At 66.6% G+C, this 20,070-nt stretch carries 19 protein-coding genes and 1 pseudogene; 5 read left to right on the top strand and 15 right to left on the bottom strand.

All coding sequences use genetic code 11. The features are described 5' to 3' along the window. The coding region (locus ACQKDV_RS11260) for an AAA family ATPase (protein WP_427783825.1) at positions 1-871 on the top strand (871 nt) is incomplete at its 5' end. Further along, the gene (locus ACQKDV_RS11255) at positions 868-2,166 is read left to right on the top strand and encodes a DUF58 domain-containing protein (protein ID WP_427783824.1); all 1,299 of its coding nucleotides are present in this window, start codon (positions 868-870) and stop codon (positions 2,164-2,166) included. The genes ACQKDV_RS11260 and ACQKDV_RS11255, both read left to right, overlap by 4 nt. A 90-nt stretch (positions 2,167-2,256) precedes the next feature. On the opposite strand, the gene ACQKDV_RS11250 is transcribed toward ACQKDV_RS11255, so the two are convergent. The 3 genes from ACQKDV_RS11250 to ACQKDV_RS11240 are packed head-to-tail and all read right to left on the bottom strand — an operon-like array spanning position 2,257 to position 4,665. Next, positions 2,257-2,910, bottom strand: coding sequence for a hypothetical protein (locus ACQKDV_RS11250; protein WP_427783823.1), 654 nt, complete (start codon positions 2,908-2,910; stop codon positions 2,257-2,259). Next, a complete protein-coding gene (locus ACQKDV_RS11245) occupies positions 2,910-4,088 on the bottom strand; it encodes a glutathionylspermidine synthase family protein (protein ID WP_427783822.1) in 1,179 nt (392 codons plus the stop codon). Before ACQKDV_RS11245 ends, ACQKDV_RS11250 begins: the two co-directional genes overlap by 1 nt. A 7-nt stretch (positions 4,089-4,095) precedes the next feature. Further along, the gene (locus tag ACQKDV_RS11240) at positions 4,096-4,665 is read right to left on the bottom strand and encodes a DUF1190 domain-containing protein (protein WP_079224108.1); all 570 of its coding nucleotides are present in this window, start codon (positions 4,663-4,665) and stop codon (positions 4,096-4,098) included. Positions 4,666-5,092: 427 nt separating this feature from the next. Here ACQKDV_RS11240 and ilvD point away from each other — a divergent pair, with 427 nt between their 5' ends. After that, a complete protein-coding gene (ilvD, locus tag ACQKDV_RS11235; RefSeq protein ID WP_427783821.1) occupies positions 5,093-6,931 on the top strand; it encodes a dihydroxy-acid dehydratase in 1,839 nt (612 codons plus the stop codon). A gap of 125 nt (positions 6,932-7,056) precedes the next feature. Here the strand turns inward: ilvD and ACQKDV_RS11230 are convergent, their stop codons facing one another. The 4 genes from ACQKDV_RS11230 to aroE form a co-directional block, all read right to left on the bottom strand. Beyond that, positions 7,057-8,202 (bottom strand): hypothetical protein, encoded by a 1,146-nt coding sequence (locus tag ACQKDV_RS11230; RefSeq protein WP_427783820.1) that lies wholly within the window; start codon positions 8,200-8,202, stop codon positions 7,057-7,059. A 99-nt stretch (positions 8,203-8,301) separates the two neighbouring features. Further along, the gene (gene dinG, locus ACQKDV_RS11225) at positions 8,302-10,404 is read right to left on the bottom strand and encodes an ATP-dependent DNA helicase DinG (protein WP_427783819.1); all 2,103 of its coding nucleotides are present in this window, start codon (positions 10,402-10,404) and stop codon (positions 8,302-8,304) included. Between the two features lie 228 nt (positions 10,405-10,632). Beyond that, positions 10,633-10,992: a hypothetical protein gene (locus tag ACQKDV_RS11220; RefSeq protein ID WP_427783818.1), complete on the bottom strand. Its 360-nt coding sequence runs from the start codon at positions 10,990-10,992 to the stop codon at positions 10,633-10,635. A gap of 3 nt (positions 10,993-10,995) precedes the next feature. Beyond that, the gene (aroE, locus tag ACQKDV_RS11215; protein ID WP_427783817.1) at positions 10,996-11,841 is read right to left on the bottom strand and encodes a shikimate dehydrogenase; all 846 of its coding nucleotides are present in this window, start codon (positions 11,839-11,841) and stop codon (positions 10,996-10,998) included. A gap of 48 nt (positions 11,842-11,889) precedes the next feature. On the opposite strand from aroE, the gene ACQKDV_RS11210 reads away from it, so the two are divergent. Further along, on the top strand, positions 11,890-12,753 hold the full coding sequence (locus ACQKDV_RS11210; RefSeq protein WP_427783826.1) for a TolB family protein: 864 nt from the start codon (positions 11,890-11,892) through the stop codon (positions 12,751-12,753). A 93-nt stretch (positions 12,754-12,846) separates the two neighbouring features. Here the strand turns inward: ACQKDV_RS11210 and ACQKDV_RS11205 are convergent, their stop codons facing one another. The 4 genes from ACQKDV_RS11205 to ACQKDV_RS11190 all read right to left on the bottom strand — a co-directional run bounded on the left by ACQKDV_RS11205 (position 12,847) and on the right by ACQKDV_RS11190 (position 15,446). After that, entirely contained in the window at positions 12,847-13,116 is a 270-nt protein-coding gene (locus tag ACQKDV_RS11205; RefSeq protein WP_108766747.1) for a hypothetical protein, read from the bottom strand. 33 nt (positions 13,117-13,149) lie between these two features. Further along, positions 13,150-14,139, bottom strand: coding sequence for a porphobilinogen synthase (gene hemB / locus ACQKDV_RS11200; RefSeq protein ID WP_427783816.1), 990 nt, complete (start codon positions 14,137-14,139; stop codon positions 13,150-13,152). Positions 14,140-14,158: 19 nt separating this feature from the next. Continuing rightward, positions 14,159-15,073, bottom strand: coding sequence for a bestrophin family protein (locus ACQKDV_RS11195; protein ID WP_427783815.1), 915 nt, complete (start codon positions 15,071-15,073; stop codon positions 14,159-14,161). Positions 15,074-15,197: 124 nt separating this feature from the next. After that, the gene (locus tag ACQKDV_RS11190) at positions 15,198-15,446 is read right to left on the bottom strand and encodes a hypothetical protein (RefSeq protein ID WP_333629349.1); all 249 of its coding nucleotides are present in this window, start codon (positions 15,444-15,446) and stop codon (positions 15,198-15,200) included. A gap of 183 nt (positions 15,447-15,629) precedes the next feature. Between ACQKDV_RS11190 and ACQKDV_RS11185 the strand changes: the two genes are divergently transcribed. Further along, the gene (locus tag ACQKDV_RS11185; protein WP_324806651.1) at positions 15,630-16,088 is read left to right on the top strand and encodes a hypothetical protein; all 459 of its coding nucleotides are present in this window, start codon (positions 15,630-15,632) and stop codon (positions 16,086-16,088) included. A 72-nt stretch (positions 16,089-16,160) separates the two neighbouring features. Here the strand turns inward: ACQKDV_RS11185 and ACQKDV_RS11180 are convergent, their stop codons facing one another. From ACQKDV_RS11180 to ACQKDV_RS11165, 4 genes and pseudogenes are all read right to left on the bottom strand, one after another. After that, complete coding sequence (locus ACQKDV_RS11180) at positions 16,161-17,963, bottom strand: DUF885 domain-containing protein (protein WP_427783814.1); 1,803 nt, start codon at positions 17,961-17,963, stop codon at positions 16,161-16,163. A 170-nt stretch (positions 17,964-18,133) separates the two neighbouring features. Continuing rightward, positions 18,134-18,484 (bottom strand): hypothetical protein, encoded by a 351-nt coding sequence (locus tag ACQKDV_RS11175; RefSeq protein WP_427783813.1) that lies wholly within the window; start codon positions 18,482-18,484, stop codon positions 18,134-18,136. A gap of 442 nt (positions 18,485-18,926) precedes the next feature. Next, the gene (locus ACQKDV_RS11170) at positions 18,927-19,418 is read right to left on the bottom strand and encodes a hypothetical protein (protein ID WP_427783812.1); all 492 of its coding nucleotides are present in this window, start codon (positions 19,416-19,418) and stop codon (positions 18,927-18,929) included. Between the two features lies 1 nt (position 19,419). Continuing rightward, positions 19,420-20,016: pseudogene (locus ACQKDV_RS11165) on the bottom strand (RHS repeat-associated core domain-containing protein); the annotation flags it as partial. Between the last annotated feature and the right edge of the window lie 54 nt (positions 20,017-20,070).

The raw sequence follows: 20,070 nt of genomic DNA, 5'->3' as shown, positions 1-20,070 counted from the left end.
GATCATGGTGGCGCTGCTGGCCGGCGGCCACGTACTCATCGAAGGCGTGCCCGGGCTGGGCAAGACCCTGCTGGTGCGCGCCCTGGCGCAGGCCATGGAACTGGACTACGGCCGTGTGCAGTTCACCCCCGACCTGATGCCCAGCGATGTCAGCGGCCATGCGGTGTACGACCCCAGGAGCGAGAGCTTCAAGATCCGCCGCGGCCCGGTGTTCACCAACCTGCTGCTGGCCGACGAGATCAACCGCGCCCCGGCCAAGACCCAGTCGGCGCTGCTGGAAGTGATGCAGGAAGGCCAGGTGACCATCGAAGGAAAAGCCTTCACCCTGGCGCCGCCGTTCATGGCCCTGGCCACGCAGAATCCGCTGGAGCAGGAAGGTACCTACCCGCTGCCGGAAGCACAGCTGGACCGCTTCCTGCTGAAGGTGCTGATCGACTACCCGCAGCTGGACGACGAAAAGCGCATGGTCGCGGCCATCACCCACGGCCGCGCCGCCAGCGATTTCGACCTGAGCCAGGTGCCGCGCGTGCTCGGCGCTGGCGAACTGCTGGCCCTGCAGCAGGCCACCGCCGCCATCACCGTCGATGACGAAGTGATCGACTACGCGGTGCGGATCGTGGCCGCCACGCGTTCCTGGCCGGGTATCGCGGTCGGCGCCGGCCCGCGTGGCAGCATCGCGCTGGTGCGTGCCTCACGTGCGCAGGCAGTGCTGGCCGGCCGCGATTTCGTCACCCCCGACGACGTGCGTGACATCGCCCGGCCCGCCTTGCGCCATCGCATCGCGCTGGCACCGGAACTGCAGATCGAAGGCCAAGGCCCGGACGACGTGCTGGGCGCGCTGCTGGCCAAGGTGGAAGCGCCACGCCGATGAGGCCTGCGCCGCTGCTGCTGGTCCTGCTGGCTGCCTGGGCCGCGCTGGGCGGCCTGGTGCTGGGCGATCTGCTGCCGCGCTGGGGCTGGGCCATGGCGGGTGCGCTGGTGGCCTCGCTGGCACTGGCCGATCTGTGGCGGCAGTGGCGACGTGCATGGCCGCAGGTACAGCGCCAGGTACCCGAGGCCTTGGCACTCGGCGTGCGCCGCGAGATCGGCCTGCGCCTGCTGGCCGAGCAGCCGATGCTGGTGCAGGTGTTTGATCGCGTGCCCGGTGGCTGGCCGCTGGAAGGATTGCCGCAGCGCCTGCAGCTGCGCGCCGGCCATGCCAGCACGTTGCACTACCAGGTGCAGCCGCAACAGCGCGGGCGCTTCCAGTTCGACGGCGTGGATGTACGCATCCGCTCGCCGTGGCGGCTATGGTGGCAGCAGCGCACGTTGCCGCCGGCCCTGGACGTGCGGGTGTATCCCAACTTCGTCCCGCTCACCCGCTTCGCCCTGTTCAGTGCCGACCAGGCCTCGCGGCTGGTCGGCGCACATGTGAAGCGTCGGCGCGGCGAAGGCACGGATTTCCACCAGATGCGCGAGTACCGCGTCGGCGACAGCCTGCGCCAGCTTGACTGGAAAGCCACCGCACGCGCGCGCAAGCTGATTTCGCGCGAGTACCAGGACGAGAAGAACCAGCAGCTGCTGCTGATGCTGGACAGCGGCCGGCGCATGCTGGCCAGCGAAGGCGGTCTTTCGCACTTCGACCATGCCTTGAACGCGTCGCTGGTGGTGGCCTATCTGGCCCTGCGCCAGGGCGATGCCGCCGGCCTGTTCGCGGTGGGTGGCGAGCGCCGCTGGGTGGCGCCGCAGCGCGGCATGGGCACGGTGGAACACCTCCTGCGCGCCAGCTACGACCTGCAGCCGCAGGCCGTGGCCACCGATTACCTGGCGGCCGCCACCGAAGTTTCGCTGCGGCAGCGCCGGCGTGCCCTGGTGATGCTGGTCAGCAACGTGCGCGACGAGGATATTGAAGACCTGCTGGCGGCCGTGCGCCTGCTGCAGCGCCGCCATCTGGTCTGCGTGGCCAGCCTGCGCGAACGCGAACTGGATACCGCGCTGGAAGGCGAGGTGCATACACGGGAAGACGCCGCCCAGGCCGGCGCCGCCGCGCTGTACCTGCAGCAGCGCGCGAAGGCGCACGAAGCGCTGCGCAGCGAGAAGGTGATGGTGCTGGACGTGACCGCCGACGCCCTGCCTGCCGCGCTGGTGGAACGGTATCTGGCAGTGAAGCGCGAAGGGCTGCTCTGACCGGAGCCGAGCATGGGCTCGGCTCTACAGACTGCCTGATTCCTGTAGAGCCGAGCCCATGCTCGGCTGCCGGCCAGCGGCCGGCACTACCTACTCCTGCAGCAAACGCCGCTGCAACCGCTTCACTGCACGCTGCAGCAACACCCGGTTGCGGGCCAGCTTCATCCACTGCGGCAGGCGCGAGAACATCGAGGCGTTGTGCACGCCGCCATGCTCGCGCAATGCCGACGTCGCGTAGTCGTGCAGCGCCTGCAGGTGCTCGGCGTTGTAGGCCCACAGCAGCCCGGCGCGTGTGGCTTCCACCAGGCGCAGCGGCAGACCGAAATGCGGATCCGCCGGCTCGTCGTCGCGCAGCGGGCAGACGCTGACCTTCACTTCACTGGTGCGCCCGCACTGCGCGCACTTGGCCGGCAGCACCTCGGGCACCGTCGTCGATGCAGACGGCCGATGCTGGTGCACGCACACCCACTGGTGGCCGCAGTAGCCGCACGGGCGGCGGCCATCGATGCGCACCGCGCCAACCCAGGCGCCACTGTCCAACGCCGCGCTGCAGCCGGTGCAGCGGAAACGCGCGGTCCAGCGGTAGGGTTGCCAGCTGGCGATGACCCAGCCCGGCGTATCGCAGCGATGGCAGCGCACCGCCACGCGCCCGGCGAAGGCGTGCAGCGTGCGGCCATCATCGAAGTGCCGACCCGGCACCGGCGTCGATCGCCCGCGCCGGCCCAAGGGCCGCCGCACTGCCATCAGACGTAGATCCGCGTCGGTGCCTCGTCCACGATCGCGTGCGGCACGAAGCGCGCACTGTCGCGGGTGATCGCGCTGTCATCCTCGCGGATGCCGATGCCGCAGGCGTGGTCGCCGATCACCCAGCTGCCGACCAGCGGGTAGCCGCCTTCGAAGCGGGTGAGCGGGTGCGCACGCTGGATGATCGCCGGGCCTTCGTACGGGCCGTCGCTGCGCTGGGTGCTGCCATCGGCCAGGTGCATCTCGATGTTGGCACCTTCGCGCGAGAACAGCGGCTTGCGCACCCAGCCCGAGGCCAGCGCGCTGCCGTCATCGAAGTGCGCTTCCAGCAGGTTCGGGTGGCCGACATTGCGCTGCCACAGCAGCGGCAGGATGCCCTTGTTGCTCAGCACCGCCTTCCACGCCGGTTCCAGCAGCTGGATGCCCGAACCGGGCAGCGCGCGGCCGAATTCCTCGGCCATCAGGTCTTCCAGCGGGTACAGCTTGAACAGCGTGCCGATCACCGTGTCATCCAGCGCGGTGAAGCGGCCATCCACCGACAGGCCGATGTCCTCGATGGCGATGGCCTCGCCCTGCAGGCCGGCCTGGGCCGCGCAGTCACGCAGATAGTCGACCGTGCCACGGTCTTCGTCCGAACTGCCCACCGCACTGAAGTACAGCGGCGGCGGCAGGCGCCCGGCAAGCTCGCCGAAGCGCTCGACCAGAGCTTCGTGCATGCCGTTGAACTGGTCGGCGTGCTGCGGCAGGCGACCGGCGTTGCGCTGGTCCTCCAGCCACTGCCACTGGAAGAAGCTGGCCTCGAACAGCGAGGTGGGCGTGTCGTAGTTCAGTTCGTACAGCTTGGCCGGACCGGTACCGTCGTAGGCCAGGTCCAGCCGCCCGTACAGGTGCGGCTGGCGCTGGCGCCAGCTCTCGGCGATCCAGTCGCGGTAGTGCGCGGGGATCGCCAACTGGTCCATCAGGCGTTCGCTGGCGATGACATCGCCCACCAGGTCCAGCGCCATCTGGTGCAGCTCGGCGCTGGGGTCCTCGATGTCGACTTCAATCTGGCGCAGGGTGAAGGCGTAGTACGCGCTTTCATCCCAATACGGCTGGCCGTCGATGGTGTGGAAGCGGAAACCGGCTTCCTCCGCGCGCGCCCGCCACTGGGCGCGCTCGGCAATGCGGATACGCTGCATGGGCCGGTCAGCCGCCGAAGCTGCCGCCGCTGCGGCGGGCGCTGGTGCTGCCGAAGCCGCTGCGGCTGGCGGTAACGGCGCGGTTCGGCTCGCTGCTGACCGGGGCCAGGCCGGCCTTGCCCGCACCGATGCCGCTGGCGGTGTTCATGCCGCCGGTGCCGCCCGGGGCCGGGCGCGCCCAGCCGGCGTTCTTGTCCTGATAGGCCGGAGCCGACGCCGGCGCCTGCGGGGCCAGGCCACCGCGGTTGCTCAGCATCTGAGACATGAAGAAGCCCATCATCATCGGGCCGATGAACGAGGTACCGGCCGAAGTGTGCTGCTGCACGCACTGCTCCGGCTTGTAGTCCTGCTCGCAGGCTTCCTTGCTGGCGTACTTCGGCGCCGCATCGGCGGCCTTCTGTTGCGCCTCGGCAAAGGCGTTGCGGCACGAGGACGGGTCGCCCGTCGCCTCGGTGCAGGCCTGCACCGAGGTGTACAGGCCTTCCTGCACCTGCACCTGCTCTTCCTTCTGGCAGGCGGTGAACAGCAGGGGTGCGGCGCTCATCAGCAGCAGCGCGGTGGTGCGGGAACGCTTCATGGCGTCATGCCTCGGAGTCGGATCAATTCCCCCAATGATGCCAAATCCGCACCAACAACCGGAATCGGCAAAGTGGGGAAGATGAACGGAATTTCATTTTCGCCTTTCCGTCTGATCTCCATCCACGCATGGCGTGGATCTACTGGCCCCCGGCCAACTGTCGAAGGCGGGGTGGGTCCGGTTGCGGGGGCGTGAGCGCCATGGATGGCGCGACCGAGCCTCCAGGGACGGATTCACGGCGTCCCCCGTAACCGGACCCACCCCGCCATCCCACGGATAGCCCGCTTTTGACGTTGACGTTGACGTTGCCTCTGCGGGTGCCGGGCGCAGCCCGGCCGGACCATCTTCGGTGGTTGCAGCAGCAACCGAAAAACTCCGCCATGATCAGGCGACCCCCACGTTGTACGGCCCGCCCGTTCCGCCAGCCATGCCAGAATACCGCTCCCGCACCTCCACCGCCGGCCGCAACATGGCCGGCGCCCGCGCTCTGTGGCGCGCCACCGGCATGAAGGACGGCGATTTCCACAAGCCGATCATCGCCATCGCCAACTCCTTCACCCAGTTCGTGCCCGGCCACGTGCACCTGAAGGACCTCGGCCAGCTGGTCGCGCGTGAGATCGAGAAGGTCGGCGGCGTCGCCAAGGAATTCAACACGATTGCCGTCGACGACGGCATCGCCATGGGCCACGACGGCATGCTGTATTCGCTGCCCAGCCGCGAGATCATCGCCGACTCGGTCGAATACATGGTCAACGCGCACTGCGCCGACGCGCTGGTGTGCATTTCCAACTGCGACAAGATCACCCCTGGCATGCTGATGGCCGCACTGCGCCTCAACATCCCGGTGGTGTTCGTCTCGGGCGGGCCGATGGAAGCGGGCAAGACCAGGCTGTCCGAGCACAAGCTGGACCTGGTCGATGCGATGGTCATCGCCGCCGACGAAAGCGCCAGCGACGAAAAGGTCGCCGAGTTCGAGCGCAGCGCGTGCCCCACCTGCGGTTCCTGCTCGGGCATGTTCACCGCCAACTCGATGAACTGCCTGACCGAAGCGCTGGGCCTGTCGCTGCCCGGCAACGGCTCGACCCTGGCCACCCACGCCGACCGCGAGCAGCTGTTCCTGCGTGCCGGCCGCCTGATCGTCGAACTGTGCCACCGCTGGTATGGCGGCGAGGAAGCAAGCGCGCTGCCGCGTGGCATTGCCACCCAGGCCGCGTTCGCCAACGCGATGACCCTGGACATCGCCATGGGCGGCTCGACCAACACCATCCTGCACCTGCTGGCGGCCGCGCAGGAAGCGGAAGTGGACTTCGACCTGACCCACATCGATGCGCTGTCGCGGCGCGTGCCGCAGCTGTGCAAGGTGGCACCGAACACCCCCAAGTACCACATGGAAGACGTGCACCGCGCCGGCGGCGTGTACGGCATCCTGGGCGAACTGGCGCGTGGCGGCCTGCTGGATACCCGCGTGCCGACCGTGCACAGCCGCACTCTGGCCGATGCCATCGAGCGCTGGGACGTGGCGGTCAGCGACGAATCCAGCGTGCACGACTTCTTCCGTGCCGGCCCGGCCGGCATTCCCACCCAGGTGGCTTTCAGCCAGGCCACGCGTTGGCCCACGCTGGACGTGGACCGCGCCGAAGGCTGCATCCGCAGCGTCGAACACGCCTACTCGGCCGAAGGCGGCCTGGCCGTGCTGCGCGGCAACCTGGCCGTCGATGGCTGCGTGGTGAAGACCGCCGGCGTGGACGAGTCCATCCACGTGTTCGAGGGCAGCGCACGCGTGTTCGAGAGCCAGGACGCGGCCGTGGCCGGTATCCTCGCCGATGAAGTGAAAGCCGGCGACGTGGTGGTCATCCGCTACGAAGGCCCGAAGGGCGGCCCGGGCATGCAGGAAATGCTCTACCCCACCAGCTACCTGAAATCGAAGGGGCTGGGCAAGCAGTGCGCGCTGCTGACCGACGGTCGTTTTTCCGGCGGCACCTCGGGCCTGTCGATCGGCCACGTCTCGCCGGAAGCCGCCAGCGGCGGCACCATCGGCCTGGTGGAAGACGGCGACCGCATCCGCATCGACATCCCCGCCCGCCGCATCGACCTGCTGCTGGACGAGGCAATCCTGGCGCAGCGCCGCAGCGAGGCCGACGCACGTGGCTGGAAGCCACGTGAAGCCCGCCCGCGCAAGGTCACCAGCGCCCTGAAGGCCTACGCCCTGCTGGCCACCAGCGCCGACAAGGGCGCGGTCCGCAACGCCGCCCTGCTGGGCGACTGAGCGCGGGACATCCCCCAACGACTGCAGCCAACAGCCGCTGTGAACATCACTGTGCAGACTGGATCCAAGCAGAGCAGCGGCGTTACGTTACGCCGCCGGATGGCCGGTGATTGAAAAGCTGTCGGTCAGGGCACGGGCGGCCAGTTTCCGCTGTTCTTCAGTGACTGGTACCAGTCGCGCATGCGGGTATCTTCCAATGCATAGTCGCCACGATCTGATTTCCAGATCAGAGGGCTTTCTCCGCCGCGCATTTTGTCCAAAGCGCCTTGTATCTGAGTGTCGGCGAGCGTTTTTCCGGCCACCTGTCTGTATTCGGCTTTTGCATCGGGCTTGAACATGCCCTGCCCGCGTCCAGCAAGAATTCGCGACAGGACAGCTTTCGCGGCAGGCTTCAAGCCAGCGTACGTGTTGGCGTACTGTACCTCACACGCGCCGCGCTCCTGTGCGGCTCGCTCGGCAAGTACTTCATTGAATCGATCAGCGGGCGGCCGCCCGATGCCCGTCAGCTGGCCAATGATCTGATGCAGTAATTCTGGACGATGCCCAAGATCTGCAAATGCCTGATGGAGCACCCCCCTATCGACACGGATGTCGTGTCGATCATTCTCGACCAGATCAGCCATCCAATCAGTGTAGTGGTGATCGAGCGTCGGCATGATATCGATCTCGGAGCCAAAGAAGGGCGCCATGTTCGTGTTCACAAGTCGGCACAGCTTGTCTCTATCCGACCCGGTCATCACTATGCCCAACGTGTACTTGCCGCCGAGGTTCAATTGATCACGTGCTGATTTCAGCGCAGCCATCGCCTCCATACCGCCTGAACCAGGTACGGTTGCCTGCTGCGCCTCATCAATGATCAGCACGATCTTGCGCTGGCTCAGACGATGGAGCTCGGCGAGCATGTCGGCCAAGCTCACTTCGTTCCCGAGTTGCGCGCTCCCGACCTCGACAGTCACCCCCAGGGCGCTGATCTTGCGCAGCCCGCCAGCAATGGCCTTGGCGCCCACGCCCTCGTGCTCCCGGAGCGTTGAGCCGATTGCCTTGGCGATCAGCGCTCCTGGCTGCATCTGCTGATCTGCCCAGAGATCAACGTAGACAACGACAGCCCCAAGATTTTCCAGTGCAGGCTTCAAGTCTGCGAGAAGAAAGGTGGTCTTCCCGGTGCGTCGCCGATTGGCGAGGAAAAGTCCACTTGTAGCTCCAAACAACCGTATCCCCAGCAGACTTTCGGCCAACTCGCGTGCAAACTCAGGGCGATGGAAGGTGAGCATAGAATTAGGGCCATTTATTTTCGGCTTCGGTAGATTATCAAATGAAAAAATAATTTATGCTAATCCTGCTAGATCATTCATTTAAATGAACATATTCATTCAGCCGATCACCCGCTTGAACGGCGGCAGCGCGTCGATGATGCGCTTGCCGTAGCGGCGGGTCAGCAGCCGCGAATCGAGGATGACCACGCGGCCGGTGTCGGTGGAGGTACGGATCAGGCGGCCGGCGAACTGGGTGAGCGTGCGCAGCGCGTGCGGGATGGCGATCAGGTTGAAGGCGTTCATGCCGCGCGCTTCCACCCATTCGCTCAGGGTGGCGGTCTGCGGGTCGGTCGGCACCGCGAACGGCACCTGGGTGATGACCACCGTGGTGCAGGCTTCGCCGGGCAGGTCCAGGCCCTCGCCGAAAGAGTTCAGGCCGAACAACACCGAGCCTTCGCCGGCAGCGACGCGGCGCAGGTGCTCGTCGATCAGCCGGGTCTTGGACATCTCGCCCTGCACAAGCACCTGCTTGCGGCGGGCCGCCGACATCAGCCCGGCCACCTTTTCCATCTTCCAGCGCGAGGTGAACAGCACCATCGAGCCCTTGGCCCAGTCCAGTTCCTGGTCCAGATAACGTGCCACTTCGCGCGGATGGCCTTCGCGGTCGTCGGGTGTGACCGGGAACTTCGGCACGATCAGTTCGGCCTGGTTGGGCAGGTCGAACGGCGAGGCCAACGAGACCATCTCGGCCTCGTCGGGAATGCCGTTGTCGATCGCCAGCGACTGGAAATCGCCACCGCCGGTCAGCGTGGCCGAGGTCATCACCACCGAATCCACTTCATCCCACAGCAGCTTGCGCAGCACGTGTGCGGCCGACACCGGCGAGCCGTGCAGCACCAGGTCGCCCTCGCGGGTGGCGGTGACCCAGCGCGCGGTGGGCGGCGCGCCGTCTTTGTCCTCGCGGCGCCAGGCCTGCCACAGGTTGTACTGCTGCTCGATCATTTCCAGCGCCATGCCGAGGTTGCGCTGCAGGCGCTCGCGCGCAGCGTCGTCCGGCTTGCCCTTGGCCACCTGGGCGTTGGCGGCATGGGCCCAGTTGTAGAGGCTGCGGGTGTCATCGGCCAGCGCTTCGATCGGCTCGCGCCACGCCTCGGGCAGGCGCCCGTTGGCGGCACGCCACATCGGATCTTCGTCGGCCGGTGCCGGCATCCACACCGCTTCGATGTGGTCGCGGAAGGCACGCAGCTGCTTGGCCACGTTGCCGGCCACGTCGATGGCCTCGTTCGGCAGCAGGTTGCCCAGGCGGTCCTTGTCGACCGCGCGGTAGGCACCGGCAATCAGGATCTGCAGGCGGCCGACGCGCTTGGCCATGTCGTCCAGGGCCAGGCTGGCCGCGCCCTGGTCGATGGCCACGTTGCCGATATGGTGGCCTTCGTCCAGCACCAGCAGCATGTCCGACGGTGCGGCGATCATCGGCTGGCCGTTGTCGCTGTCACCAATGGACAGCGCCGACAGCAGCAGCGCGTGGTTGGTCACCACGATCTGCGCATCACGCACGGTGTTGCGTGAGCGCAGCACCGCGCACTGCGCCGAGTACGCGCAGCGCCGTCCCCCACAAGCCGAAGCCGGCGTGGTGATGCGGCTGCGCAGGCCGGGGCTGATGGTTTCCGGTGCGTTGTCGATGTCGCCATCCCACGCACCGCTGGTGAAGGCATCGGACAGACGCTTGGCGATATCCATTTCGATGGGCGCCAGCGGCCGGTCGTACAGCGGCGCTTCGTCCTCGAACATGCCGCCCTGCGCGCCCTCGCCCTGCGCTTCGGCGGCGTTGCGCGTGCACAGGTAGCGGGTGCGCCCCTTGGCCAGCGCCACGGTCGCTTCCAGGCCGGTGGCCTTGAGGAAATTGGGAATGTCGCGCTCGACCAGCTGCGACTGCAGCGCTACCGTGCCGGTGCTGATGACCAGCTTCTTCTTGCTGGCCAACGCAATCGGTACACCGGCGGTCAGGTAGCCCAGGCTCTTGCCGACACCGGTCGGTGCCTCCACCACGCCCACGCCGCCGCTGGTGGACAGCGCACGCGACACCACGCCGATCATCTGGCTCTGCGAGCGGCGGGTGGCGAAGCCGGGGGTGTTGGCCTGCAGCGTCGTGTACGCCTTGCGGATCGCATCCTTCAAGGCGTCATCGAGCTTGCGCGGGGCGGCGACGGTTTCGGTCACGCCGGGAACTACCGTGGCTGGATCAGGCTGGCCATTGTCGCATGGCCGGCCACCGGGACCGAGGCGCGGGCGCTGAACAGGGTCAGCGGCGTCGGGGGTTGGCTTTCATGGGCCGGATGGCTGTACAGGGCCGGGGCAGATGCGGCGTTGCCAGCCCATCTACGGTAGCGCCGGGCCACGCCCGGCGGCTCTGTCAGGACCGCTGCGCTTGCCGGGCATGGCCCGGCGCTACCGGTCCGCAGGCAGCGGCGGCCGCTGGCGCAGCACGCGCACCAGCGCCCACACCACCAGCACGATACCGAGCGCACTCAGCAGTGACAGCACGAACTGCACGCCGCCCAGCACCGCGCTCATCGCCGAGATGGCGGTGAAATCGCCGCTGCTGACCATCCACAGCGGCACCACGTTGGCGACCACACCGCCGAGGTTGGCCACCAGCAGCAGCACCAGCCCGGCCAGCGCACCGCTGCGGGCCGCATCCCGCGGCGCGCCGATCACCCAGACCAGGCCGACGCACAGGGCGATCAGCACCGGCAGGCGCACGCCGATCATGCTCAAAACGCTCAGCAGCAGCGAAGAACTGTCCATGGCTCAGTCCTGGCCGGCAAAGGCACCAGCACCGGTGCGCAGCTGCTGGTAGACCTCGTCGGTCTGCGGGCGCACGCCGTGCCACTGCAGGAAGCTCTCGGCCGCCTGCTCGACCAGCATGCCCAGCCCATCGACGGTGTTGCGGCACTCGGCTGCGCGCGCCCAGGCCAGGAACGCGATGGCGGCCTCACCGTAGTTGAGGTCCACCGCGGTGGTCATCGAATTGACCAGCGACAGCGGCAGCTTGAACTCCACGTCGCGGTCGCGACCGGCCGAGGTGGCGTTGAGGATCAGTTCGAAATCGCCCAGCTCGCGCAGGTCTTCCCAGTAGCGGCTGATGGCGCGGCCCGGCTCGCCCATGGCATCGATCAGTTCGTCGGCGCGTTCCGGCGTGCGGTTGACCACCACCAGTTCGGTGATGCCGGCATCGAGCAGCGCCGGAGCGACGCTGCGCGCCGAACCACCCGCGCCGATCAGCAGCACGCGGCGGCCACGCAGGTCCAGACCGTGGCGGTCGGTCAGGTCACGCACCAGCCCGATGCCATCGGTGGTGTCGCCATGCCAGCGGTCGCCCTTGCGCAGCAGGGTGTTGACCGAGCCGGCGCGGCGCGCGCGCGCGGTCAGCGTGGTGCACACCGAAAACGCGGCTTCCTTGTGCGGCAGGGTGACGTTGGCGCCGACACCGCCTTCGGCGGCGAAGGCTTCCAGCCCGGCCAGGAAAGCGTCCGGGGCCAGATCGATCGCGCGGTAGTCGATGCTGATGCCTTCCTGGCGTCCGAACGTCGCATGGATCAGCGGCGACTTCGAGTGGGCAACGGGGTGTCCGAAGACGGCGTAATGATCGGTCATGGAATCCTCAAGCTGGCTAGACTGGTGCACTTTCGTGCAAAGACCCGGATGATGCGCATCACCCCGCCCCTGCTGGTGCTGGCCGCCAGTCTACTCTCTGCCCCTGTGGCGATGGCATTGAACGAGTACGGCATCGAGGGCATGGGTGTGGTCTCCACCCGTGCCGACGAGGGCCGGGCGACGATCAGTGCCGATGGCCAGCGCATCGTCTTCGCCCGCCGCGGCGAGGCAGGCTGGGGGCTATGGCAGGCACGGGTGGTGGATGGCCGCTGGCAGCAGGCCCAGGCCCTGCCGGTGGACGTGGCCCGCGAGGCGCTGGACCCGTATTTCAGCCGCGATGGCCACTGGCTGCTGTTCGCTGCCGGCCGCGAGGGGAAATGGGCGCTGTACCGCGCCGCGGTGGCCGCCGATGGCAGCATCGGCCGCGCGCAGGCACTGCCCGGCAAGGATGGCAGCGGTGCCGAGCGTGGCGCGGCCCTGAGTGCCGATGGCCGCCGGTTGCTGTTCGCGCGCGACCAGGGGCATGGCGCGGGCTGGAATCTGTTCGTGGCGCCGCTGGATGCGCAGGGCGTGCGCGGCGCAGCCGTAGCCCTGGCTGCCCTCAACACCGCCGGCGATGAGACCGATGGCGACTGGCTGGGCAATGGCGGCGCGGTGGTGTTCAGCCGTGGCAACGGCAAGGCGTCGCAGGTGATGACCAGCGCCTGCGCCTGGAGCGGTGCCGCGCTGCAGCCGCTGGGCCTGTCATTCAACCTGACCGGCGGCTGGACCGGCGCGCCGGTGGTGGACAACGCCAAGCCGGGCGAGATGATGGTGGCCAGCAGTGCAGCGAAGGCACCGCGCGCCGGGGGCGTGGATGTGTACCGGTTGGCGGCGCCGAAGGTGGTGACCGTGGCCGGGTGCGGCGGGTAACGGAGGCATCCATCCACGCATGGCGTGGATCTACTGGAACCCGCTCTGTTGTAGATCCACGCCATGCGTGGATGAGTTCCCCCGACGCAGGCGTCAGCGCGCCAGCACCTGGGCGCGCTGCTTCTCGTAATCGATCTCGCTCAGCTGGCCGTTGTCCTTGCGGCGGTTCAGCGCAGCCAGTTCGGCCTGCACGCTCTCCGGCAGGGCCTGCTCACGGGCCACGCGGGCGGCGGCGGAGAGCTGCTCCGGCGGGCGTCGGCTGGCCCGCCACGCAGCCACGAACACGCCGACGATGATGGCGCCGAACACCAGCGTGCCGGTGCCCCAGATCAGCCATTGCATCCAACCCATTTCCGGTCCCATCGCGTGTTCCTCCGTCCGTCGAGAGCGCTATTGTCAGCGCTCGCGCAGCCAACGCGCCACCTGCGGCGCGAAATAGGTCAATACGCCGTCGGCGCCGGCGCGCTTGAAGCCCAGCAGCGATTCCAGCACGCAGGCGCGTTCATCCAGCCAGCCGTTGGCGAAGGCGGCCTTCATCATCGCGTACTCGCCACTGACCTGGTAGGCGAAGGTCGGCACGCCGAATTTCTCTTTCACCCGGCGCACCAGATCCAGGTAGGGCATGCCCGGCTTGACCATCACCATGTCCGCACCCTCCTCCAGGTCGAGCGCGATCTCACGCAGGGCCTCGTCGCCGTTGGCCGGGTCCATCTGGTAGGTCTTCTTGTCGGCCTTGCCGAGGCTGCCGGCGCTGCCCACCGCATCACGGAACGGGCCGTAGAACGCCGAGGCGTACTTGGCCGAGTAGGCCATGATGCGCACGTTGAGGTGGTGGTCGGCATCCAGCGCGCGGCGGATCGCGCCGATGCGGCCATCCATCATGTCCGAGGGCGAGATGATGTCCGCGCCGGCTTCGGCATGCGACAGCGACTGCTTCACCAGCGCCTCGACGGTGATGTCGTTGAGCACGTAGCCCTTGTCATCGATGATGCCGTCCTGGCCGTGCGTGGTGTACGGGTCCAGGGCCACATCGGTCATCACGCCCAGTTCCGGGAAGCGCGTCTTCAGTGCGCAGATCGCACGCTGCGCCAGACCGTCTTCGGCCCAGGCGGCGGCCGCATCCAACGACTTCTGCGAGCTGTCGATGACCGGGAACAGGTCGATCACCGGGATGCCCAGTTCCAGCGCCTCTTCGGCCACCTTCAGCAGCTCCTCGATCGACAGCCGCTCCACGCCGGGCATCGACGGCACGGCGGTGCGGCCGGCCAGTCCGTGCACGAATACCGGGTAGATCAGGTCGTCGGTGGTCAGCGTGTTTTCGCGCATCAGGCGGCGCGAGAATTCGTCATGGCGCATGCGCCGCGGGCGGTAATGGGGGTGAGGCATGGCAGGCTCCGGGGAGTGGCTATTGCAACAGGTAGCCCTGCGGCAGCAGGGGTTCGGGCAGGGGGCGTTCACCGAGCGCGTCGAGCTGGTCGATTTCGATCGTGCGCACCATGGCATCCAGCGGCAGGTCGTTCGGCTCCAGGCCGAAGGGCTCTTCCATTTCCTCGCCCAGCTGGTCCAGACCGAAGAAGGCATAGGCCAGCACCGCCGACAGCACCGGCGTGCCCCAGCCCAGCGAGCTGGCCAGGCCGAACGGCAGCAGGACGCAGAACATCCACGCGCAACGGTGCAGCAGCAGGGTATAGGCGAACGGCGGCGGGGTGCTGAGGATGCGCTCGCAGCCAGCCTGGATGGAGGACATCGCGTGCAGGCGCTCCTCCAGCTGGGTGTAGAGGATCGGCTCCAGCGCGCCGCTGCGAAGCGCCTGGGCCAGCTCGGCGGCGATCATCGACAGCAGCGCATCAGGCACGTTCTCGCGCCCGGCCAGCCGTTCGCGCTGCGGCTTGTCCAGCCACGGCAGCGCCACCAGGGCCACCACGCGCCCGCGCAGGCGTGCGGCCAGGGCGTGGGCGAAGGCGGTGGTGAGGTAGGCGATGCGGCGGCGGACATCGCCATCGCCCAGCAGCAGATGCACCTGGCGCGCCAGCGAGCGCGATTCGTAGATCAGCTGGCCCCACAGCTTGCGGCCTTCCCACCAGCGGTCGTAGCAGGCGCTGTTGCGGAAGCTGAGGAAGATGGACAGGACCAGGCCGAGCAGGGTGAATGGCGTAACCGATACCCGCTCGATGCCGATGGGCGGGGCCAGTTCCACCACGGCGGCCACTGCAATGGACAGCACCAGAATGGCCAGCACCTTCGGCGCGATGGCCGGCACGATGGAGCCGCGCAGGATGTACAGCAGTTGCCAGCCGTGGGGGCGGGGACGAATGATCATGGGGGCAGCCGCGCCGGGCGCGGTTTCACAGGCACGCGGGAAGCTCGCGCAGCCCGGCATTGTACTCCCCTGCCCGATGGCGGGCCGAAGGCCTGCGACGCCCGGTCGCACCCGTAGGCGCGACTCAGATCACCCCGCCGCCCAGGCTCAGGCGGATGATGCCGACCAGCACCACGATGCCGTTCAGGACCAGCCCGGTCTTGGCCCGGCCGCGCTTGCTGGGGTGGGTGAAGAGGATGCCCAGCGCAGCGATGACGGCCCCGACGGCCGCGAACGGGATGAGGAACCAGTTGCCCCAGCCCAGCAGCGGGATCAAGGCCAGGATCATCCACAGCAGCGCCACGATGCCCCACAACAGACTGATCACACCCATGCCGGACACCCCTGTGGTTGGTTTCTGCCCCAACAGTAGCCGTTCCCGGTGCTGCCGCCTACCGTCGTTGGCGGCACGCTCACCCGCCCCGTGCCAGCATGCGGCCATGGCCCGGATGGGGATGTTGGCGCCGATTCAGAGTCCCCGCCCGATGATCCGAACTGTCCTACAGGGGTAAATGCCATGAACATCCGTTGGATTGCCTTGACCGCAATGCTGCTGGCCGCCGCCGGTTGCGCCAGCACCTCCAAGGTCATGCTGGGCCGCGCGCGCGCGCCGATCGACCCGGCGCTGGTACAGATCTATTCGACGCCACCGGCCGGTTCACTGGAAATCGCCCAGCTGGAATCGTCCTCGGCGGTGGGTTTTGGTACCCAGGGCCAAACCGATGCTGCCGTGGCGCGGCTCAAGCGCGAGGCTGCAGCCCTCGGGGCCAACGGCGTGATCCTGATGGGCGTGGGCAGCAGCGGCTCGCCGGTGGGCATGTCGGTGGGTGCGGGCAGCTACGGATCGCACGTGGGCGGCGGCGTGGGCATCGGCATTCCGACCACGCAGAAGCGCGCGGCCGGTGTCGCGATCTGGGTGCCGAACCCGGAAGCGCCTGCGCGGCTGCCGACGCAGACAATTACCCCGCAACGTTGACGGGGTAGTGCCGGCCACTGGCCGGCAACCTACCGGGTAAAGGCAATGCCGGCCAGCGGCCGGCACTACCGCTTACTTCTTCCGGTACTTCGGCACGAACTGCTGCTGCACCGCTTCAGCCAGCTGGTCCGGCGGCAGCAGGCCCTGGTCGAGCAGGAAGTTGTTGAACGCCAAGCGGTCAAACCTCGCGCCCAGCGCCAGCTCGGTCTGCATGCGCAGCTCGAGAATGCGGGTGTAGCCATAGAAGTAGCTGCCCGCCTGGCCCGGCATGCGTACCGTGTAGCGGTCCAGTTCCTGGGTGGCCATCGCCTTGGACAGGCCGACCTGCTCGATCAGCACGCGCTCGCCGTTGGCACGGTCGGTCAGGCCCAGGTTGAGCATCGGGTCGAGCATGGCGCGGGCCGCGCGCAGCAGACGGAACTGCAGCGCGATCAGCTGACCGTCCAGCGGCTCGTACGGCACCATCTCGGCCTCGGCGTACAGCGCCCAGCCTTCCACGTTCACCGAATTGAACGCGAACATGGTGCGTGCCAGCGACACGCCACGCTCGACCATCGCGGTGAACTGCAGCTCGTGGCCGGGGCGGCCTTCATGCGCGCTCAGCGTCCACGCCGCCGAGCCGAAGTTGAAATCGTCGTACTGCGCGCCCTCGCCGGCGGCCGGGTTGCCCAGCGGCAGCACGAAGGTGCCCTGCTGCCCGGTGTTGTTGACCAGCGGTGCCGGCAGGAAGTGCGGGGCCGGGCTGGCCGCGCTTTCCGCCGCCGAGCCCAGGCGCATCTGCATGGCACGCTTGGGCACATCGACAATGCCGTGCTCGCGGATGAGCGGATCGATGGCATCGATCACCTTGCGGTAGTGGCCTTCCAACTGGTCATTGGCAATCTTGTCGGCCTTCAGTGCGCGGATGACCGCCACCGGGTCGCTCGGGTCGGCCACCTTCAGGCCCTTCTCCTTCGCCACCAGCGGCGCCAGCTGCTGCATGGCCGAGCGGGTTTCCATGAATTCCAGCTGCGCACGCTGCATCAGCAGCTTCGGGTCGATGTCGATGCCGACCTGCTTGAGCTGGAAGGCATACAGCGGGGCCGGCAGGCGGGCATCGGTGCGCGCCTTCGGCAGCACTTCCCTGCGGGTCCAGGCGGCGTAGTCCTTCATCTGCCCGGCCAGCGTCTTCATCGCCTCATCGGCGCCGGCAATCTGGTACTTCTTCAGCAGCGTCTCGATGCCGCTGATGTAGGTCTCGACATTGTCCAGCGACTGCTGCACTTCAATCTGCGTGGGCTGCAGCAGCGCGCTGTCCTTCAGGCGTTCCTCGTAGCGCTGGCGGGCCAGCGTGGTGAACGCGGTGCCACCCGGCTGCAGGCCGGCATAGGCCTTGAGGCGGTCCAGTGCCTTGGCCCGGCGCTCGGCCGGTACCTGGTCGGACAGCAGCAGGTTGAGGCCGCTGAACACGGTCTGCGGTGCGTCGCTCCACGGCAGCAGGTACTTCTCGTTGAGCGTGCTGCCTTCGATGTTCTGGTCGGCGGCGTGGATCATGATCGCCAGATCCTGGCGAACGTTGGGATCCTTCTCCGTGGCCAGCTTCGCCTTCAGCTCGTCGCGGGCCTTGGCCATCGCCGCACGGTAGCGCTTGCCGTTGTCGGGGCCGAGATCGGCCACCTTGTCGTCGTAGCCGGGCACACCGAAGAAGCCGGTCTCTTCCGGCTGGAATGGCCCCTGCGCGTCCAGCAGGATCTGCGCAAGCGCATTGCTGCGGGCCACCCAGGCCGGGCTGGCCGGGGTGGCGGCCTTGGCAGCGGGTGCGGCCAGCGCCGACGGGGCGGACAGCAGCGGGGCGGCGGTCAGGGCCAGGGCAACGGCCAGCGCGATCGGCTTCATGGGGCACTCCGGGAAAGGGTTGCCCGCAACTTACGCGCTCAGGGCGATGGCGACAATCGGCTGGAGGTCATGGGCTGGAGCGGGCAACCGCTCTGGTAGATACCCACCTTGGTGGGTAGTTTTCGAGGGGGCCAACCAAGGTTGGCCTCTACCAGGGCAAGGGCTATCGATCAGCTGCAGCGCTCGCCGGCCTTGGCAATGACCGCCGCATTGGCATCCTTCGCCTTCAGCCGTTGAAGCAACCCGCCGCAAGCCAGGCGCTCGCCTGGCTCTTCCGCGTAGATCAGAAGTTCGCCGGCACGGTTCACGCCATCCACGTAGAGCACTCGGCATTCACCGGCACGGCTATGGATTTTCATAGCGCGAATTTCGGCGATCTGCTTGTCGGTGCTCGCCGCGCCCTCGCACATTCCACCGTAGTAGGCCCCGCTCAGCTGCGCGAAAACAGGCTTAGTCTGCAGCTCACCCAAGCGATCACCGCTGTTGCAGGCCGCCAAGGCTGACGCTGTGGCAAACATCATGAGACATTCGCGTGTCATAGGGTTCCCGGATGCAGGGCGGTGTGCCGGCCGCTCATGCGTTCGGCCTGCGGGCGTAGCAGCGGTTGGGGTCCCGCACGGCACGGACAATCGGGCTTCGTGCGTGCCTGACTGCGCCGAGGAGCCAACACAGCACATACAGCACATACAGCACCAGCCAGATCATTCCTGCCCAGACCCATTGGCCCGTGGCAATCGCCCAGATCAAGGGCAACACCGCCAGCATCAGCAGAATCTGGGTGCACACCTGCGGAACCCGGTGCACCGAGCGTCTGGAATCCGTTCACTCTTGGTCGCCGCGCTCTGGCACATCCCACCGTAGCAGATCGCGCTCAGGAGAGCGGCAACAGGCTCTGCTCGCAACTCAACCAAACGTTCACTGTCGTCACAGGCTAGTAGTCGGCACTATCCGCCGCCACGCATTCTATCGATGACCATTACACAGCACACTCCCCAGCCTTTCATCGTGCCGCCGATTCCATTGGTAAACTCTGTCATCAGCAACCCCCATCAAAATTATTTCATCGTAACCAGAGTGCGGATTATTTCGATACCTTAAAGATGAAGAACAAGTGTAGTAGAAGCGTGCGCGCCCAGGCAAATTAACATTAAAACCAATGGAATCACGAATGACCTTATCTTGGGGTGCCACAGCAACCAGCATCCCATGCTCCTGAATGTAAGCAGCCGAGTCATGCGTCTCATAAGAAGTGAAATAAAGTCCAGACTCAACATCTGACCTAAATCTAAGGAAGGCCGCATCTCCAGGAATCGACAAAGCACTTGCCACTGATAAGTCACCTTCGCGACTTACGTGAGAGAGAGATTCATACCCCCTCTCCTCGTATCCACATCCGACCAGGCACAACGCAAAGGATAGAGCAGAGAACGCCAGCACTTCTTTTCGTACTTTCATCTCACCACTCCGGAATATAGTTATTCAAGAACGGCCGAGATGAAGCAGGAACGTAGTCCGCGCATCGCCTGGCACAGTTCTCACCAAGTTCGCAGCTAGCGCCGCGCTTATTTGCGGCCATATCGGCCAGGTTGTCGCTGCGCATTTCTGAGTGACTCCTTCGAGTGCCGTCTCCATAGAGGCCCAGCCGACCTGCATAGTAGTCCTTGACCTCCTTGATGGCCATCAATTCGAGTACAACTCCCGCATTACTTGTCACTTGAGTCGCACGACAAGCTGCAAGACAGTGATAAAACTGATCTGATCCAGAAATATTCCTCGACTTCATCTCCGCGTTGTATCTGGAAAGAATTCTGCCCGCTACGAGCGCATCCCCGATATCGGTAGCCGGAGGTGCTTCTGGCTGCTTCATCCGGTATTTTCCAAACTGAAATTGACCAGATTCCAAGCCGAATGGGTCCAGGTTTGAATTAGGGTTGGATTCTGCATAAGCGTACGTCGACAGCCCACCTGCTAGTCCAATCGGATCACTCTGCGAGTACCGCCCCACGTTCGGGTCATACTCCCGCTGGTAGTTGTAGAACATCCCACTCGCATCCGGTAAGTGTCAACAAAGTTGTCCGCGATTTCATGCCGCGAACGGCAAGTTCGG

Origin of the sequence: Stenotrophomonas sp. NPDC077659 (assembly GCF_050268705.1) — a bacterium.
Classification (GTDB): domain Bacteria; phylum Pseudomonadota; class Gammaproteobacteria; order Xanthomonadales; family Xanthomonadaceae; genus Stenotrophomonas.
This window is presented reverse-complemented; position numbering and strand designations above follow the sequence as displayed.

Bases quoted from the DNA above. Each gene is read 5' to 3' on its own strand.
- ACQKDV_RS11255 (WP_427783824.1), top strand. From the start codon at position 868: ATGAGGCCTGCGCCGCTGCTGCTGGTCCTGCTGGCTGCCTGGGCCGCG.
- ACQKDV_RS11250 (WP_427783823.1), bottom strand. From the start codon at position 2,910: ATGGCAGTGCGGCGGCCCTTGGGCCGGCGCGGGCGATCGACGCCGGTG.
- ACQKDV_RS11245 (WP_427783822.1), bottom strand. From the start codon at position 4,088: ATGCAGCGTATCCGCATTGCCGAGCGCGCCCAGTGGCGGGCGCGCGCG.
- ACQKDV_RS11240 (WP_079224108.1), bottom strand. From the start codon at position 4,665: ATGAAGCGTTCCCGCACCACCGCGCTGCTGCTGATGAGCGCCGCACCC.
- ilvD (WP_427783821.1), top strand. From the start codon at position 5,093: ATGCCAGAATACCGCTCCCGCACCTCCACCGCCGGCCGCAACATGGCC.
- ACQKDV_RS11230 (WP_427783820.1), bottom strand. From the start codon at position 8,202: ATGCTCACCTTCCATCGCCCTGAGTTTGCACGCGAGTTGGCCGAAAGT.
- ACQKDV_RS11220 (WP_427783818.1), bottom strand. From the start codon at position 10,992: ATGGACAGTTCTTCGCTGCTGCTGAGCGTTTTGAGCATGATCGGCGTG.
- aroE (WP_427783817.1), bottom strand. From the start codon at position 11,841: ATGACCGATCATTACGCCGTCTTCGGACACCCCGTTGCCCACTCGAAG.
- ACQKDV_RS11210 (WP_427783826.1), top strand. From the start codon at position 11,890: ATGATGCGCATCACCCCGCCCCTGCTGGTGCTGGCCGCCAGTCTACTC.
- ACQKDV_RS11205 (WP_108766747.1), bottom strand. From the start codon at position 13,116: ATGGGACCGGAAATGGGTTGGATGCAATGGCTGATCTGGGGCACCGGC.
- hemB (WP_427783816.1), bottom strand. From the start codon at position 14,139: ATGCCTCACCCCCATTACCGCCCGCGGCGCATGCGCCATGACGAATTC.
- ACQKDV_RS11195 (WP_427783815.1), bottom strand. From the start codon at position 15,073: ATGATCATTCGTCCCCGCCCCCACGGCTGGCAACTGCTGTACATCCTG.
- ACQKDV_RS11190 (WP_333629349.1), bottom strand. From the start codon at position 15,446: ATGGGTGTGATCAGTCTGTTGTGGGGCATCGTGGCGCTGCTGTGGATG.
- ACQKDV_RS11185 (WP_324806651.1), top strand. From the start codon at position 15,630: ATGAACATCCGTTGGATTGCCTTGACCGCAATGCTGCTGGCCGCCGCC.
- ACQKDV_RS11180 (WP_427783814.1), bottom strand. From the start codon at position 17,963: ATGAAGCCGATCGCGCTGGCCGTTGCCCTGGCCCTGACCGCCGCCCCG.
- ACQKDV_RS11175 (WP_427783813.1), bottom strand. From the start codon at position 18,484: ATGATGTTTGCCACAGCGTCAGCCTTGGCGGCCTGCAACAGCGGTGAT.
- ACQKDV_RS11170 (WP_427783812.1), bottom strand. From the start codon at position 19,418: ATGAAAGTACGAAAAGAAGTGCTGGCGTTCTCTGCTCTATCCTTTGCG.